16 protein-coding genes are annotated in these 15,391 nt (G+C 45.6%); 11 read left to right on the forward strand and 5 right to left on the reverse strand.

The window, feature by feature from the left end; all coding sequences use genetic code 11:
• Window positions 1-14: 14 nt before the first annotated feature.
• The gene (locus tag C7475_RS01060; protein WP_110050116.1) at window positions 15-1,130 is read right to left on the reverse strand and encodes an NADH:flavin oxidoreductase; all 1,116 of its coding nucleotides are present in this window, start codon (window positions 1,128-1,130) and stop codon (window positions 15-17) included.
• A gap of 159 nt (window positions 1,131-1,289) precedes the next feature.
• On the opposite strand from C7475_RS01060, the gene C7475_RS01065 reads away from it, so the two are divergent.
• The gene (locus C7475_RS01065) at window positions 1,290-2,303 is read left to right on the forward strand and encodes a hypothetical protein (RefSeq protein WP_110050118.1); all 1,014 of its coding nucleotides are present in this window, start codon (window positions 1,290-1,292) and stop codon (window positions 2,301-2,303) included.
• A 124-nt stretch (window positions 2,304-2,427) separates the two neighbouring features.
• On the opposite strand, the gene C7475_RS01070 is transcribed toward C7475_RS01065, so the two are convergent.
• The 3 genes from C7475_RS01070 to C7475_RS01080 form a co-directional block, all read right to left on the reverse strand.
• Window positions 2,428-2,949: a hypothetical protein gene (locus C7475_RS01070; RefSeq protein WP_146217429.1), complete on the reverse strand. Its 522-nt coding sequence runs from the start codon at window positions 2,947-2,949 to the stop codon at window positions 2,428-2,430.
• Between the two features lie 77 nt (window positions 2,950-3,026).
• Window positions 3,027-3,374: a hypothetical protein gene (locus C7475_RS01075; RefSeq protein ID WP_146217430.1), complete on the reverse strand. Its 348-nt coding sequence runs from the start codon at window positions 3,372-3,374 to the stop codon at window positions 3,027-3,029.
• 73 nt (window positions 3,375-3,447) lie between these two features.
• Window positions 3,448-3,714: a zf-TFIIB domain-containing protein gene (locus tag C7475_RS01080; protein ID WP_110050124.1), complete on the reverse strand. Its 267-nt coding sequence runs from the start codon at window positions 3,712-3,714 to the stop codon at window positions 3,448-3,450.
• Between the two features lie 363 nt (window positions 3,715-4,077).
• On the opposite strand from C7475_RS01080, the gene C7475_RS01090 reads away from it, so the two are divergent.
• Window positions 4,078-4,338 carry a hypothetical protein gene (locus C7475_RS01090; protein ID WP_110050129.1) on the forward strand — a complete coding sequence of 87 codons (261 nt, stop codon included), beginning with the start codon at window positions 4,078-4,080 and terminating at the stop codon, window positions 4,336-4,338.
• Between the two features lie 2 nt (window positions 4,339-4,340).
• Here the strand turns inward: C7475_RS01090 and C7475_RS01095 are convergent, their stop codons facing one another.
• Entirely contained in the window at window positions 4,341-4,931 is a 591-nt protein-coding gene (locus C7475_RS01095; protein ID WP_110050131.1) for a Crp/Fnr family transcriptional regulator, read from the reverse strand.
• A gap of 149 nt (window positions 4,932-5,080) precedes the next feature.
• Here C7475_RS01095 and C7475_RS01100 point away from each other — a divergent pair, with 149 nt between their 5' ends.
• From C7475_RS01100 to C7475_RS01140, 9 genes are all read left to right on the forward strand, one after another.
• Entirely contained in the window at window positions 5,081-6,376 is a 1,296-nt protein-coding gene (locus C7475_RS01100) for a sorbosone dehydrogenase family protein (RefSeq protein ID WP_233259738.1), read from the forward strand.
• Window positions 6,377-6,378: 2 nt separating this feature from the next.
• On the forward strand, window positions 6,379-6,831 hold the full coding sequence (locus tag C7475_RS01105) for a cytochrome c (RefSeq protein ID WP_199236152.1): 453 nt from the start codon (window positions 6,379-6,381) through the stop codon (window positions 6,829-6,831).
• A 110-nt stretch (window positions 6,832-6,941) separates the two neighbouring features.
• Window positions 6,942-7,880 carry a bifunctional helix-turn-helix transcriptional regulator/GNAT family N-acetyltransferase gene (locus C7475_RS01110; RefSeq protein WP_110050136.1) on the forward strand — a complete coding sequence of 313 codons (939 nt, stop codon included), beginning with the start codon at window positions 6,942-6,944 and terminating at the stop codon, window positions 7,878-7,880.
• 451 nt (window positions 7,881-8,331) lie between these two features.
• Window positions 8,332-10,173 (forward strand): glycoside hydrolase family 76 protein, encoded by a 1,842-nt coding sequence (locus C7475_RS01115; protein WP_110050139.1) that lies wholly within the window; start codon window positions 8,332-8,334, stop codon window positions 10,171-10,173.
• Between the two features lie 224 nt (window positions 10,174-10,397).
• Entirely contained in the window at window positions 10,398-11,573 is a 1,176-nt protein-coding gene (locus C7475_RS01120) for a CapA family protein (RefSeq protein ID WP_110050141.1), read from the forward strand.
• A gap of 11 nt (window positions 11,574-11,584) precedes the next feature.
• Window positions 11,585-12,280 (forward strand): C40 family peptidase, encoded by a 696-nt coding sequence (locus C7475_RS01125; RefSeq protein ID WP_110050144.1) that lies wholly within the window; start codon window positions 11,585-11,587, stop codon window positions 12,278-12,280.
• A gap of 176 nt (window positions 12,281-12,456) precedes the next feature.
• Window positions 12,457-14,094: an acyl-CoA carboxylase subunit beta gene (locus C7475_RS01130; protein ID WP_110050146.1), complete on the forward strand. Its 1,638-nt coding sequence runs from the start codon at window positions 12,457-12,459 to the stop codon at window positions 14,092-14,094.
• Window positions 14,095-14,127: 33 nt separating this feature from the next.
• A complete protein-coding gene (gene rnhA / locus C7475_RS01135; protein WP_110050148.1) occupies window positions 14,128-14,589 on the forward strand; it encodes a ribonuclease HI in 462 nt (153 codons plus the stop codon).
• Window positions 14,590-14,797: 208 nt separating this feature from the next.
• The gene (locus C7475_RS01140) at window positions 14,798-15,349 is read left to right on the forward strand and encodes a YceI family protein (protein WP_110050151.1); all 552 of its coding nucleotides are present in this window, start codon (window positions 14,798-14,800) and stop codon (window positions 15,347-15,349) included.
• Window positions 15,350-15,391 lie beyond the last annotated feature (42 nt).

The raw sequence follows: 15,391 nt of genomic DNA on the forward strand, positions 1-15,391 counted from the left end.
TAGTAATCCTCCGATTAACATACTGCTTTGGGATTTAGCTGTTGTTCAACATGCGCAAGTGTCAAACTGTCTTTGATCAACTCTTTGAAGAATGGGGCCAGTGGAGCCCCATTCTTTATTTTATTGGGTAGATCAGGATTGGTGATGGCTGCTTTACCTATTGATACCAGGTCTGCTTCCTGTGTAGAGAGCAATCTTGCGGCGAGGTCAATATCATGCATGCCGCCATTTACAATAACTGGTTTGCCTGTAATGCGCTTTGCAATACCATTGGATGATGTTCCGTCTTCGTATAATGATTCCCTTGCCCAATTTCCGCCTTCAGATGCAATGTGGATATAACTGGCATCCAGTTCTTTCAGAATATCGAATATCGCCTGTGCAGTATCTGGTCCGCCGGGCCATCTGTAAGGAAGGTCATTAACCTTGCTTTCAGACAGTCGTATGCCTACGATGAAGTCTTTCGGAACTACCGCTCTTACTGCTTCAAAGGTCTCTATCAGGAATCGCAATCTGTTCCGGAAACTGCCGCCATATTCATCGTTCCGTACGTTCGTATGAGGTGTGATAAACTGATCTATCAGGTAACCATTGGCGCCGTGTAATTCCACCCCGTTAAATCCGGCTGCAACAGCCCTTAAAGCAGTTTGTACAAAGCCTTCTTTTGCATCTGCCAGGTCTTGCTTTGTCATGGCAACGGGTAGGGGGAAGGCGCCCGTCAGACCTCCGGGTTCAGTATTTCGGAGGCCTCTGGGCTGTATGGCAGAAGGAGCGATCGTTTTGTCGGTTTGTTGAGCGATGGCGCCGCCATGCATCAGCTGAAGTATGAACAGGGCATTTGGATCGGATTGATGAACTTTATCTGTCACCATTTTCCAGCCCTCCAGTTGCTCGTTTGTGACCAGTCCCGGTTGATGATCATCTGTTTTACTGAAAAGATCATCTGTATAAGTACCTTCCGTAATGATCATACTAAATCCTCCCTTTGCAAAGGCTGCGTAATAGGCGGCCATTTCAGCTGTGGGAACACCGTTGGCAGTAGCGCTTCTCCGTGTCATCGGGGCAACTGTGAACCTGTTTTTCAGGGTATGTCCCTGGATGGATATTGGTTCAAATAATATGTTGTTCATGGGTTCCTTTGTTTAGGATACAAAGGTCATGACAAGGGTGGTTACAGGACGTATAACTAATTTAATATTTCAGGTTAAAGTAGTTTAACGGGAATAGTTATCAGTATCTTTGCAGAAACCCCCTTTGCCGTGAGAATTACTCCATCTTACTTCATCGTTATGAGACTGTTCGTGGTTCTTCTTCTTTGCTGTTCTGTATTTACTACGCAAGCTCAAAACGATACCCTGTCATCGGGTGAATTAAAAAAATACATCGGGAAGTATGACGTAAATGGCATGGTCGTACAACTCGTATCGCTTAAGCAATCCCTGATGCTTGTGGTGCCAGGTGCGCCAATGCAGGAGATGATACCGGACGGGGTGAATAAATTTAAAACCAGTTCATTTGAAGATGAGCGCTTCCTTTTTGTGGAGAAGGATGGTAAAACAACGGCGATGATCAGCCAGCGTGGAGAGCAGTCGTTGGAGTTCAGGAAAATATCAGACACTGCCGATAACTTCGCTGGAACTGATTCACTGCTTACCCTAAGAAAACTGACAGCACATTTTATTCTTTTATATAGTAGTATTGATGCTGCTAGTGTTAATAGTATCGCCGACAGACTGGAGGGAGACTACAAACGGGTCCTGAATGATTTTAAGCTGGATAAAATGCCTGTTACGACGGTCAGGATCTATCCCAACCGGGAGGGGTTTAAGCATGGAATAAACTTCCCGAATGCCCCTGATGAAGTGTTAGCCACTGCCTTCGGGAAGGATGATTTCAGAATGGTCTCGCCCAATGCAGAAGGGGTAGATAGTGCAATGCTGACAAAAGGCGTAACGCATGAATTTACGCATTGTGTTCATCTGAATATTGATTATTCGCCTAATAACCCGCGATGGTTATGGGAAGGTGTGGCCATGTTCGAATCGGACTGGTTCTTTGATCCGAAGGAGCTGGATATTATCCGCAACAAACAATTCCCGCCTTTAGCCACGCTTGGCAATGGAATGGAATATATGCTGGGCTATGTTATTATTGAAGCGATTAGGGATATCTGGGGATTTGATGCCGTTATTAGTCTGATAAAGACACGGGGAAATGTTGCATCAAGTGTCAGCATTAGTGAGAATGAGTTCGAAAAAAGTATATTTGAGCATATCTATAGTAAGTACGTAAAGAAAGATTGAGATAAAAGTATGAAGAGAAGTGCATATCCTTTTAAACGTTTATTTTTTGCATATTCATTTAATAGCAAGGGCCCTCAACAATTTAATGCATGAGAGCCCTGCTGGGTGTAGTTGTTCTTTAACACTATTGAACTACAGAAAGTTGATTGCTTCTGACATCGTCGATCCTTGACTTTAACCTGTGTGCTTCTTTTTCAAAATCGGGCACCTGGTGTATATTATGCGCTATATGATCGTAAAAAGTAAGGACACATTCCGTACCTGCTTTTTCAGGTAACAGGGAAACGCCGATCCTTGTTGTAATGGTTTCCTGTCTGTTGCTTTTGTTATCAGATCTGAACGAATACTTATCGCTGATGATCCTTGTGTCTCTCAAATGTTCGAGGTTGATCACTTCATAAGAGAAGTCAGTCTCTTTATGATCAATAACCAACAGCTTTTTGTTTAATTCGTCAATGACGATAGTTTGATGAACAAGCTGCTGCTGGTAGCTGTTTTCAATACCTGTTTGTCTTATCACGCCCGTTATATAGTCATGTATTTTTGTCCGTTCCCGGTTCTTCCGTTTTTTATTTGCATTGCTTAGCATGACTATGATAGCAACCATAGGCACTATAAGCAATAGCACTATTACTATTTCTGACATATTCGAAAAGTTTAGGTAATACAATAGCATTGGCGATTGAGCACCGCCTCAAATGTTTAATCTTATGTAAATGCTGATTACCAGAAATAGTGATGGGGGAACAGTAATAACCTTACTAATGGGAATCGTGGTGGTGATGAAAAGGCAGTGGTAGCTTTACTTACCTGGATGGATAAATAACTACTGAGATTGAGGATTGAAGCCAGCCCGTCATGTAACCTCTGGCCGTTTACCTTCGAAATGGTTCCATTAAACTGAAGGAAAGGAGTGATCTCACCATACTGACGGGGTGTAACGGAAGATTCAGAAATGCCTGCAGACTCTTCCTGTAATGCCTTATTGCCAGCAGCATACACCTTTGGCTCAGTGGCTGATTGCCATAGCAGTTGCAGGAGTAATATGTAGCATATAAAGGCGTATCTCACGGTGCAAATATACTTAATGATTCCCGGATAAACTAAGAGGTACAGTTAAAGCAGGGCAGGCGGTCGTTGGTGCTTAGTCGAAATCAAAGAAATCTCCTAAGAAACCTTTCTTTTTTTTCTGCTGATAAGGAGGACGTTGCTTGTAATGATCGTCATCATCATCCCTGCGGTACTCGTTATCCTGCTGGCGGGAGCCCGATTCATACTGGGAGGAACGTTCGATGATCTTGTCCAGTTCTCCTTTATCCAGCCATACACCGCGGCAGCTCGGACAATAGTCGATCTCTACTCCCTGGCGGTCGGCCATTACAAGGGTTTCGTTACAATTGGGACATTTCATATGTGTGGAGTTTGGGTGAAACTTAAGTTAACGAAATGAAGGCTATAACAGTTGGAAAATCTGTTAAAATAGCGTTAATTGAGCCAGGATTGCGATACTGTCGCGCTTTAGGGTAAATAACGGTGACTTTTGTTCGATTAATGTAATGAATAGAAAATACATCTTAAACGATACAGCTTTATCTGATCAGATCATTTTAATGATAATGGCAGGCGCATTCAGTTGTTTGTTTTTCTCGTGCCTCATGCTGGCTTGGACTATGTTCTTCATAATATTGGGTATTATGCCTTTAACAACTTATATACCCCTGCATTTTTATATGAGACAGTTTGCAGAGATCTATACTGATGGCAATACCTTTTTGTGAAAAAGCTGTTTAAGAAACCACAGCAGATAGACGCTGCGCTTTTTGATAGAATAGCAGAGGTAAGAAGTCTGATACCGCGGTTTAGTAATAACACGAGGCTATACTTTACTATCTACTTTAAGAATGGGATGAAATTTCATTTTCATAATTCAACAGATTCAGAGGATGACCTTTTTGGCCCTCCGGTAGACTACGATATCGACAGGGGAAAACAGTTAACTAAAGAAGTAGAAGATTTTCTTAGCGCAAATCCGTAAACTCATTTTCTCCCGCCTTTCCTTATCTGACTCAAAAACACAGGCGTAATTCCCAGGAACGAGGCAATATGCTTTTGTGGCAATCGCTGCTCCAGCGTCGGATATTTTGCTATTAACGCCTCATAACGTTCCGCTCCCGTCATAGAAATCGCATTCAGAATACGTTGGTCCTGAGATATCAGCGCCTGCTGATTTAAAACCCTCCAGAACCGTTCAAAGGCCGGAATATCGTCAAACAATTGCTCAAGGCCGGCCCTGTCTATTTGCAATACTACAGACGCTTCCTGTGCAACGATATTGATGCGTGACGGAACTTGCGGAATAAAGCTTGCGGAGTCTGCGATCCACCAGTCTTCCATGGCAAAGTGAAGCGTGTGGTCATTGCCTGCATCATCTACATAAAACGAACGAAGAAAACCGGAGCAGACATAACTTTCGTACTTACAGACCTCTCCCTGTTGTAACAGGTATTGCCGGGGGAGCAACTTCCGCACGCTAAGTAAACTGCAGAAATGTGCCTGTTCCTCTTCAGAGAGGCTGATCCGTTTAAGGACGTGTTTTAAGATAAGCTGATGTAAGGGCGTATCATTCATAAGACTGCTTGCTTCTCAGACAAATATAATAACCATCTTAAAAGATAGTAAAGCAATTTAACCTTTCATAGAAATCCTCTCTGCTTTCCCTGGTAGTTTTCGTAATTTTCCTCCTGGCTTTATTCATAAACAATCAATTACCAATGCTGATGCAAAAGACAAAGGTGTGTCTGGTCGTTGCCCTGGCAATGACAGCCATCACTACATCCGTATTTGCAGGCGGTCCGGGCAAACCTGGCGCCTCAGATGTTAAACCCGACGCTAATAACGCCGGACTGAAATTACCTGCCGGTTTCGGCGCGGTTAAAGTGGCCGACAGCCTGGGCAGGACGCGCCATATTGCTGTAACGGCTAACGGCGGTATCTATATAAAACTGGACAGGGCAAGGAACAACAATGGCATCCTGTACCTCCAGGATACTAATGGAGACGGAAAAACGGATAAAAAGACGAGTTTCGGCGCCTACGGCGGGACCGGTATCTATGTAAAAGGAGATTACCTGTATGCTACATCTAATGAGGACATCTATCGTTACAAGCTGGATGCGCAACAGCAGGTGATCGATCCTGAACACCCGGAAACAGTGGTGAGCGGTTTGATCAACCGCCGTCAGCACGAGTCAAAGTCAATCGTACTGGACGACAATGGAAATATCTATGTAAATATCGGGGCTTATTCCAATTCCTGCCAGACAAAAGACAGAACAGCAGGCTCCCTGGGCATGCAGCCTTGTCCGGTGCTGGATTCAGCCGCCGGTATCTGGCAGTTCAAAGCCGATAAACAGAACCAGACCTATGGCGATGGCGTACGTTATGCTACCGGTCTGAGGAATGTGGTAGGACTTGACTGGAATAAATCAGCTAATCAGCTGTTCGTTATGCAGCATGGCCGCGATCAGCTGCATGATCTGTTCCCTTCCATGTTCACTGAAAAGCAGTCGGCCGACCTGCCCGCAGAATGTATGTATGCGCTGAAACAAGGTTCTGACTGCGGCTGGCCATATATCTACTACGATCCGTATCAGCATAGGAAGATGCTGGCGCCGGAATATGGTGGCGATGGTAAAAAGACAGGTGGAGAAAATGCAGAAGACCCTGTAGTAGCTTTCCCTGCACATATGGCCCCTAATGGCCTGTTATTTTATACTGGTAACCAGTTCCCTGAAAAATACCGTAACGGTGCATTTGTAGCCTTCCATGGCTCCTGGAACCGTTCTCCGGAGAACCAGGCTGGTTATTACGTGGTATTCGTACCGTTTAAAGACGGTAAACCTTCCGGCAAATGGGAAGTATTTGCAGATGGTTTTGCTGGCCCAGGCCCTGTAAAATCACCCGGAGATGCGGTACACCGTCCATGCGGACTGGCTCAGGGACCGGATGGTTCGCTGTACGTTACTGATGATGTGAAAGGAACTGTTTACAGGATCGTATATAAGACTAAATAGACATGAGAAAATGGATGCTGGCAGTAATGCCATTGGCGATAGGTGCATTAACGGCGACAGCGCAGGTAAAGAAACCAGCTACCGCTAAACCGGCTGCTAAACAAACCGCAGGTGCAGCAACAGCTACAATAGGAAGAGGAAAACTGCTTTATAAGCAATATTGCATGTCCTGTCACCAGGAAAACGGAACAGGAGTGCCCCGGATGAATCCTCCGCTGATAAAAACTGAGTATGTACTGGGCGATAAGACACGGCTGATAGGTATATTACTGAATGGCCTGAACGAAGATGTGGAGATTGACGGGGAATATTATTCCAACCCGATGCCTTCACAGGCGGCGTTGAAGGACCAGGAGATCGCAGATATACTGTCTTACGTTAGAAATAGCTTCGGCAACAAGGCGAGCACCGTTTCTGCCGCAGAAGTGACAGCGGTACGTGCAACCATAAAGTAAAGAATCTGAATAACTTAACAGCGACATTTATCCAGTGTGGGTAAATGTCGCTGTTTTTTAATTGCTTTTGTCAAACAGATTTTTAACATTTGCGGAAAATATTTAGGGACATGTCAGTGGTGAATCTCGAAGTGGTGCGGGAGGTTAGTGAATTCAATAATTATTATAATAGCCTGGCGGAATTGTTAAACAGGCACTTAGCGGACAATAATCTATCGTTATCAGCATTACGTGTACTGGTAAAGTTAAGGGAGGAAGAAGAACAATGCACTGCGGGTAGACTGATTGCCAATCTGGGTATAGATGGTGGTTACTTAAGCCGGATCCTGAAAACCTTTGATACCAATCAGCTCATTTCCAAGCGTAAATCGACGTTAGACGGCCGTACCTGGTACCTTCAGCTCACCGCCAAGGGGCGTAAGCTGCTGGAGATACTGGAAGAAGGGTCTGCACACCAGATCACCCAACTGCTGGAGCCTCTGGCTGCAGAACAGCAGCTGGCACTGGCGGGCGCTATGAAAACGGTAAGGCATATCCTTTCCGACGACAGCAAGATCTCTGCGGAAGATATTACCTACAGGCGCGACCTTCAACCGGGAGATGCAGGCTTTATTATGCATATGCACGGCTCTCTCTATACCAAAGAGGCCGGGTATAACCTGGAATATGAAACGCACATCTGTAAAACGTTCCATGAGTTCCTGGAAGCCTATAACTCTTCTAAAGACCAGGTATTCCTTGCCATGCATGGGAATCAGATCATAGGGTCCATTGCTGTACTGGGGCATTCCCGTTATGCTACGCAGATGCGCTGGTTCCTGGTACATCCTGATTACCGCGGACTGGGCATCGGACAGCGATTGCTGACAGAAGCCATTAATGCGGCGAAGGAAAAGCTGTTCCAGAAGATCTATCTGATCACTACCAGCCAGCAGGTGGCTGCAACTACATTGTTTAAAAAGAACGGCTTCCGTAAGTCGGGCGAGAAACATATGCCTATGTGGGGACTGCAGCTGACGGAAGAACGCTATGAAATAGACTTAATTTAGGCAAGGCATACTTTTCTGTTAACCCCCTTGCTTTATTTAAAACATTTGAATACTTTTAGTTCGCTGTAGTTCATCCAGGGTTCATTGTATTTATTACATAAAACCCTTAGAAATGAAACATCTGCTAACCCCGCAGGCATTGATGCTATGCGAGCCGGTCAGAGTTTACCCCTTCTCCATTTACAAACGAACAGTTAAATATGGTCCGTAAGGCCAGTGAGATTGCTATGTTCAGTCAGCCGCTTTACAGGAAGCATAACCAAGTACATTTTTTCCACGTTGGTACTGTGCTGTAAGAAATACAGGTCAGACTTTCCCGTAAGGTAATACGATGATATTGCCCCCGGAAATTTATGCACTGTTAGCTCAATCCGGTGATCATTAAGAGATCCACATGAAAATCATCAAAATAGCTTCACATTAATTCTTCACCCTTCAAAACCCAATTAACATGAAAACACTTTTACAGGTGGCCCTGCTCTTACTATGTTTTCAATTCAGAAGCACGGGGCAGCTTGCCAATTTTAACGGAACAGCAGAAGCCCTGCAAACCAGTATGTACAATACCTTCGGTGTACCTAACCAGAACTATTGGTGGTGCGCGCATGGTGTTGATGCCTTGCTTGACGGTTACACACGTACACGCTCAGAAACCTACAAAACACGTATGAAGTCATTACTGCTGGGTATCAGGAGCTTTAACGGTAATACCTATATTAACCATTTCTACGATGATATGGAATGGTTAGGCATAGCAGCTTTAAGGGCGTACCATGAAACAGGGGATGCTGATTATTACAATGTGGCCACTACGCTGTGGAATGACATTAAAGGCGGTTATACGAACGGCGCTATAGACTGGAATAAAGGTTGCGCCGGATGTAAGAATGCTTGTGCAAATGCTCCTGCTGTGATCCTGGCGGCAAGGATATATCGCTTCACGAATGCAGCTGCGGACCTGCAATATGCAACAAATATCTTCGCCTTTATGAAGGCGAACCTTGTAGACCCCGTAACAGGCGCTGTATGGGATGCTATTAATCTGAATACCGGCGTTACCAACAAAGACTGGATCTTCTCTTATAATGTCGGCACCTTTATAGCTGCAGGCTGGGAATTGTACAAAGTGACCGGTGATGTGAACTACCTGAACGATGCTGTAAAAACTGCGAACTACGCCATGAACAGCAGGCGTACTAACGGCATGTTCTTCGCTGATGAAACAGGCGGTGGCGACGGCGGACTATTCAAGGGCATCTTCATTCGTTACCTTTCTGAATTAGCACGTGAAGGAAATATTCCTGCTGCTACAAGAGCAGGTTACAAAGAAGCTATTCGTTTCAATGCACAGACATTAAAAACCAATGGCATTAATCCTTCTACTAATCTTGTAGGCGCAAACTGGTCACAACAACCTTCAGGCAGCACCGATTATGCTACGCAATTAAGTGGTGTAATGGTGATTGAAGCCGCTGCTACATTGGATCAATCTTACTTCTATAAAGATGTCAATTATGGTGGCAGCTATTGGGGATTGACCGCTGGTAGTTATAACACGGCGGCATTGACCGCCAAGGGCATCAGCAACAATGATATCACTGCTTTCGCCATCCCTGAAGGATACCAGGTAACGCTGTTTAAGAATGATAATTTCCAGGGTGGAAGCCTGGTTGTAAGCGGTAACAGCGCATGGATCGGTACTGCGTGGAATGATAGTGTTTCCTCGCTTATAGTTAACTATACCGCCGGTGCTACTTTCTATAAAGACTGTAACTATACAGGTGCTGTAATAAGCTTGCCGGCAGGCGATTATACACTTACGCAGCTGCAGGCCAGAGGCATATTGAACGATGATGTTTCCTCTGTGAAAGTAAGCAGCGGATACCAGGTGGTCCTGTATGAGAATGATAATTTCAGCGGTACTACGGTCACAACTAGAACAGACCTCAGTTGCCTGGTTAGTCAGACCTTTAATGACAAGACCACTTCCGTGCGGATAACCGCAACAGGTGCCGCACCTGCAGCATTAACAACAGCACAGACGGCGCCTGCGGGAAAACATACCTTCCAGGGCTTGTCATTATATCCTAACCCTGCTGGTAACACGTTGTATTTAAAGACGCCTGATAATCTTACGGGAGCGACGGTAACAGTGTTCGATATTACAGGCAGGGCGAGGATCACCGGCCGCCTCACAGCTAACAATATCAGCGTATCCGGATTGCCTGCGGGCGTATATTGGATGACGGTAGTGAAAGACGGAAAAAAGATCACACTTTCTTTTGTGAAATAACTGATTGTAAAAGAAGCATCTAATCATTTGCATGCCGGTCCTCGGTTCTGAGGACCGGCATGCTTATTGTAAATTATATCCGGATTAATATATATTTGCCTCCATAAACCTCAAGGGACGGTTCGTGAATGCAAAAAGAGGATGTTCTGAATATCTTATTGTTCCCCCTTTTGAACAACATTATTGTAAGCGACTGGAATTCATTTTAATATATTAAGTACTGTATGCCTAAACGTGCGACAAAGAGCATTTATTTGTTCTCTTTTAATATTGTTATTCTCTTTTCAATGGCGTACATGCTGTCGGGAGACAGGAGGGATACGCAGTTTTTCAAGCATGTTTTACCCAGACATGGAAATGTCGTCAATGAATTACGAATGACAAACGGATATTCCGTGGCAGGTAATCCGTCATTCGCTACTCCGCTGGTTACAGATACTTTACCCGATACGATCAGTTTTTCTATTGTGGGAGATATGATGGTAGGATCGTCTTACCCTGCTGCATCTTTTTTGCCAACAGAAGAGGAGGGCAATATCCTGCAGTATGCAATGCCTTTGCTGCAACAAACCGACCTGCGTATCGGTAACCTGGAAAGCGCTATTTCCGACAGCGCGAAAGTGTTCAAGAACTGTGGCTCCAGCCAGTGTTTCGCTTTCCGTACTCCTTACAAATGTGCGATGTGGTATAAGGAAGCAGGTTTTGAATATCTGAACCTGGCCAATAACCACTCTTATGACTTTGGGATGAAGGGCGTAAACCACACCCTCGCATTTCTGGACAGCGTTAATATAAAAACCAGTGGCGTACCCCAGCACCGTTTTGATACCCTGACCATCAGGGGCACCAGGATCGGTTTTGTCTCATTTGCCCCCCATAGCAATTGTCTGAATATGAATGACGACACCCTCGTAAAAGCAACCATCGCAGAAGTGCGTCCGCTGTGCGAGCTCCTGGTCGTATTCTTTCACGGCGGAGGGGAAGGTTCCGGCCGTACCCATACACCTAAGGGAAGAGAGTTCTTCCTGGGACAGAACAGGGGAGATGTTAGGCATTTCTCACATATGTGTATTAATGAGGGAGCAGACCTCGTAATCGGCTCCGGACCGCATGTGGTAAGAGGAATGGAACGATATAAGGGAAAATTAATTGCTTATAGTTTAGGGAATTTTGCAACTTATCATCAATTCAATTTAAAATATCCCAATAATATTGCACCTTTGCTGCAGGTAAAAATCACCAGCGAGGGAAACCTGGTGGAGCATAAGGTGTTTTCTTTCCTGCAAGAGGGGGAAGGCATCCCTAAACCGGATACAACATTGAAAGCTTTCAAAATGATCCGTTCTTTATCTGTTGAGGATTTTAACTTCTCGGAGGTGGAGGCGGGCGCCTTTGACTAAAACATGTTACTGTGAAGAAGTTATTGCCGATAATCATATCCGTCGCCAGCATCGCCACTGCCGGCGCGCAAGTAAAGAAAAAGCCAGTTAAACACGCACCAGTAAAGAAGCATACTGCCTATCATAAGAAAACAACCGCCCACAGGCCGGTTGCTCATAAAAAGGTAGTAACGCCACCGCCGCCACCGGATAGTTTATATTTTCCGAATTCCAACATCACCCTCAATACATACGATACTTCAGGCCTGAAAGGGAATATCAAACAGCTCCTGGCTGTTCTTGAGTCCGAATTGGGTAAGCCGTACATCCGCGGGGCAATCGGGCCTTTTGCCTTCGACTGCAGCGGATTAATGAAATTCGGCTTCTCCTTCATCGGTATGACCCTGCCGCGTACCGCGGCTGATATGAGCACCCTGGGTAATCTTATCACTCCTTCCGACTGGAGTCCCGGCGATCTGCTGTTCTTTGCCGGAAGAAGGAACTCGAAGACAAACAAAAGAGTTGCTCACGTAGGTCTGGTTTACAAAGTAGATAACGGGAAGGTCCTGATGATCCACTCCAGTAACCAGGGCGTGAATATCGTAGATGTCACCAACAGCGAGTACTATAAGAAACGTCTTATTGCCGCCAAAAGAGTGATCCCTGTTGATTCCGCCAACCAGGTGATCCCGCCGGCAGCGTTAGAGGGAAATTCTACCGATTATTAAGCCAGTAAAAGAATGTTTTACCCGGCCCTTGTAAGAGGCGTCGGGTTATTTGTATTTGGATGATGTCAATGCCGTCCGCCCGGCGTTTTGTTTGTTGTCCAAAAGTGTAGATGACATGTTGTTTTTCCTTATTTTTAGTCATGGCCAATAAAAGGCCGTGAACCAAAAACAATCATATGGATGCACAGCAACTGGATATGAACCGGAACGAAGATGCGATGCGCAGATCTCTCAGCACGCTTAAACAGCGCTTCTCCGTCGTTGAACAGGGAGGCGGCAAAAAGAACCTCGAAAAAGTCCGTCAGAAAGGCAAATTAACCCCGCGTGAACGTATTGCTTACCTGATAGACAAAGACACCCCTTTTACGGAAATAGGCGCCTTTGCGGCCTATGAAATGTATCCTGAACATGGCGGTTGTCCGGCGGCAGGTACGGTCGGCGGTATCGGCTATATCAGCGGCCGCCAATGCATGATCGTAGCCAACGATATGACAGTAAAAGCAGGCGCCTGGTTCCCCATGACAGGAAAGAAGAACCTCCGTCTCCAGGAGATCGCAATGGAAAACAGACTGCCTGTTATTTATCTCGTGGACAGCGCAGGCGTATACCTGCCTATGCAGGATGAAATATTCCCCGATAAAGAACACTTCGGCCGCATTTTCCGTAACAATGCACGTATGAGCGCGATGGGCATCACCCAGATCGCAGCTGTAATGGGCAGCTGTGTGGCCGGAGGCGCCTATCTGCCTATCATGAGCGATGAAGTGCTGATGGTAGAAGGAAACGGCTCTATTTTCCTTGCAGGTCCTTACCTCGTTAAAGCCGCGATCGGAGAAACCGTTGATGCTGAAACGTTAGGCGGTGCAGTAACCCATACGGAGATTTCCGGTATTGCTGACTACAGGTTTGATACAGACGAAGAGTGTCTGGACCATATTAAAAAGATCGTCAGTAAGATCGGTGATCCGGTAAGCGCAGGCTTCAATCGCGCAACACCAGCGCCGCCGGAAAAAGATCCTGCTACACTGTATAACATGATCCCGGAAGATAGCACCCGTCCTTATGATATGCTGGAGATCATTCACCGGTTGGTAGACCGTTCTGAATTTGATCAGTATAAGGAAGACTACGGCAAGACCATCCTTTGCGGTTATGCCCGTATTGACGGCTGGGCTGTGGGCATTGTCGCCAATCAGCGTAAGATGGTCAAAAGCAAAAAAGGTGAAATGCAGATGGGCGGTGTGATCTACAATGACAGCGCCGATAAAGCTGCCCGCTTCATCATGAACTGTAATCAGAAAAAGATCCCGCTGGTGTTCCTGCAGGATGTGACGGGCTTCATGGTAGGCAGCCGCAGTGAACATGCCGGTATCATTAAAGACGGGGCCAAACTGGTAAATGCAGTGGCCAACTCTGTCGTACCTAAGTTCACTGTAATAGTAGGTAACTCTTATGGCGCAGGTAACTATGCCATGTGTGGTAAGGCTTATGATCCACGGTTCATTTATGCATGGCCTAATGCTAAGATCGCAGTGATGGGAGGAGAGCAGGCGGCGAAAACGCTGCTTCAGATCCAGGTGGCATCGTTGAAAGCAAAAGGAGAGGAGATCACTCCGGAAGAAGAGAAACGCCTGCTTGATGAGATCACGGCACGTTATAACAGCCAGACCACTCCGTACTATGCAGCAGCACGCCTGTGGGTAGATGAGATCATCGATCCGCTGGAAACACGTAAAATACTTTCCGAAAGCATCGCAGCGGCGAATAATGCACCTGTGGAAGACACATTCAGTTTAGGCGTTTTCCAGGTGTAAAAGCATAGCGCTTAATCCTTATCTTTGCCCGCTATGTCGGAAGTTATTATTTACACGGATGGTTCTTCACGCGGTAACCCGGGCCCAGGCGGCTATGGCGTTATCCTGATGTGGAACAGTATCCGCAAGGAATTATCACAGGGGTATCGTCTTACCACCAATAACAGGATGGAGCTGATGGCCGTGATCGTGGCCCTCGAAGCACTGAAGAAAGACGGACTGCAGGTGAAGATCTTTACAGATAGTCAGTACGTAGTTAACAGCGTCGAAAAGGGCTGGTTATGGGGCTGGGTGAAAACCGGTTTTAAAGACAAAAAGAACAAAGATCTCTGGCAGCGTTTCATTCCCGCTTACAAAAAACATCAGGTGAAGTTCAACTGGGTAAAGGGGCATTCCACCAATCCGATGAACAACCGTTGTGATATACTTGCTACAGAAGCGGCCGACAGCGGTAACTGGCTGGAAGATACCGGCTTCCAGGGCAATCAGGACTGATCTTTAAATCATTCAATATCCACGGGGCTGTCTGCCATTGGCTGACAGCCCTTTTTGTTGACCCTCATTTCCATCTGGCTGATTCGCTTTAACATTTATTTAATGATTTTTCGAAATTTGTCCACCATTATCGAAATTCTGTGCAACTATTGAAAGGCTATCACTGCTTACTTTTATGTCATTAAACTATGCCTTAAAAGATTAAGCAATGACACATTGGAAGATTGACGAATCACACAGCGAAATTGGATTCAAAGTAAAGCACCTGATGATCACAAACGTGAGCGGCTATTTTACACAGTTCTCCGGAAGTATTGAGACCGATAGCGAGGATTTCCACGATGCGAAAATTACTTTTGAAGCGGCAACGGCCAGTATCAGCACTTTGAACAAACAGCGGGACGAACACCTCAGAGGCGGTGACTTCTTTGACACCGTACATCATCCGAAAATTAAGTTTGTTTCCAAAAAGATCAGGAAGATCACAGACGAGCACTATAAGGTAATAGGAGACCTGAGCATCAAAGGGCATACGCATGCCATTGAGCTGGAAGTGACCCGCAATGGTGTGGTAACCGATCCATACGGACAGGAAAAAGAAGGCTTTTCCATCAAAGGAAGACTGCACCGCGCCGACTATGGTTTACGCTGGAATGCAGCTACAGAAGCAGGAAGTATTGTACTGAGCGATGAAGTGAAACTGCACATGGAGATCCAGTTGGTGAAAGTAACTGAACCTTCATTGGCTGTAGCGGAATAAATCAGTTGAATGACGGGAACAGAATAAATGAAAATCCTCTAA

This window comes from Chitinophaga sp. S165 (assembly GCF_003182155.1).
GTDB lineage: Bacteria > Bacteroidota > Bacteroidia > Chitinophagales > Chitinophagaceae > Chitinophaga.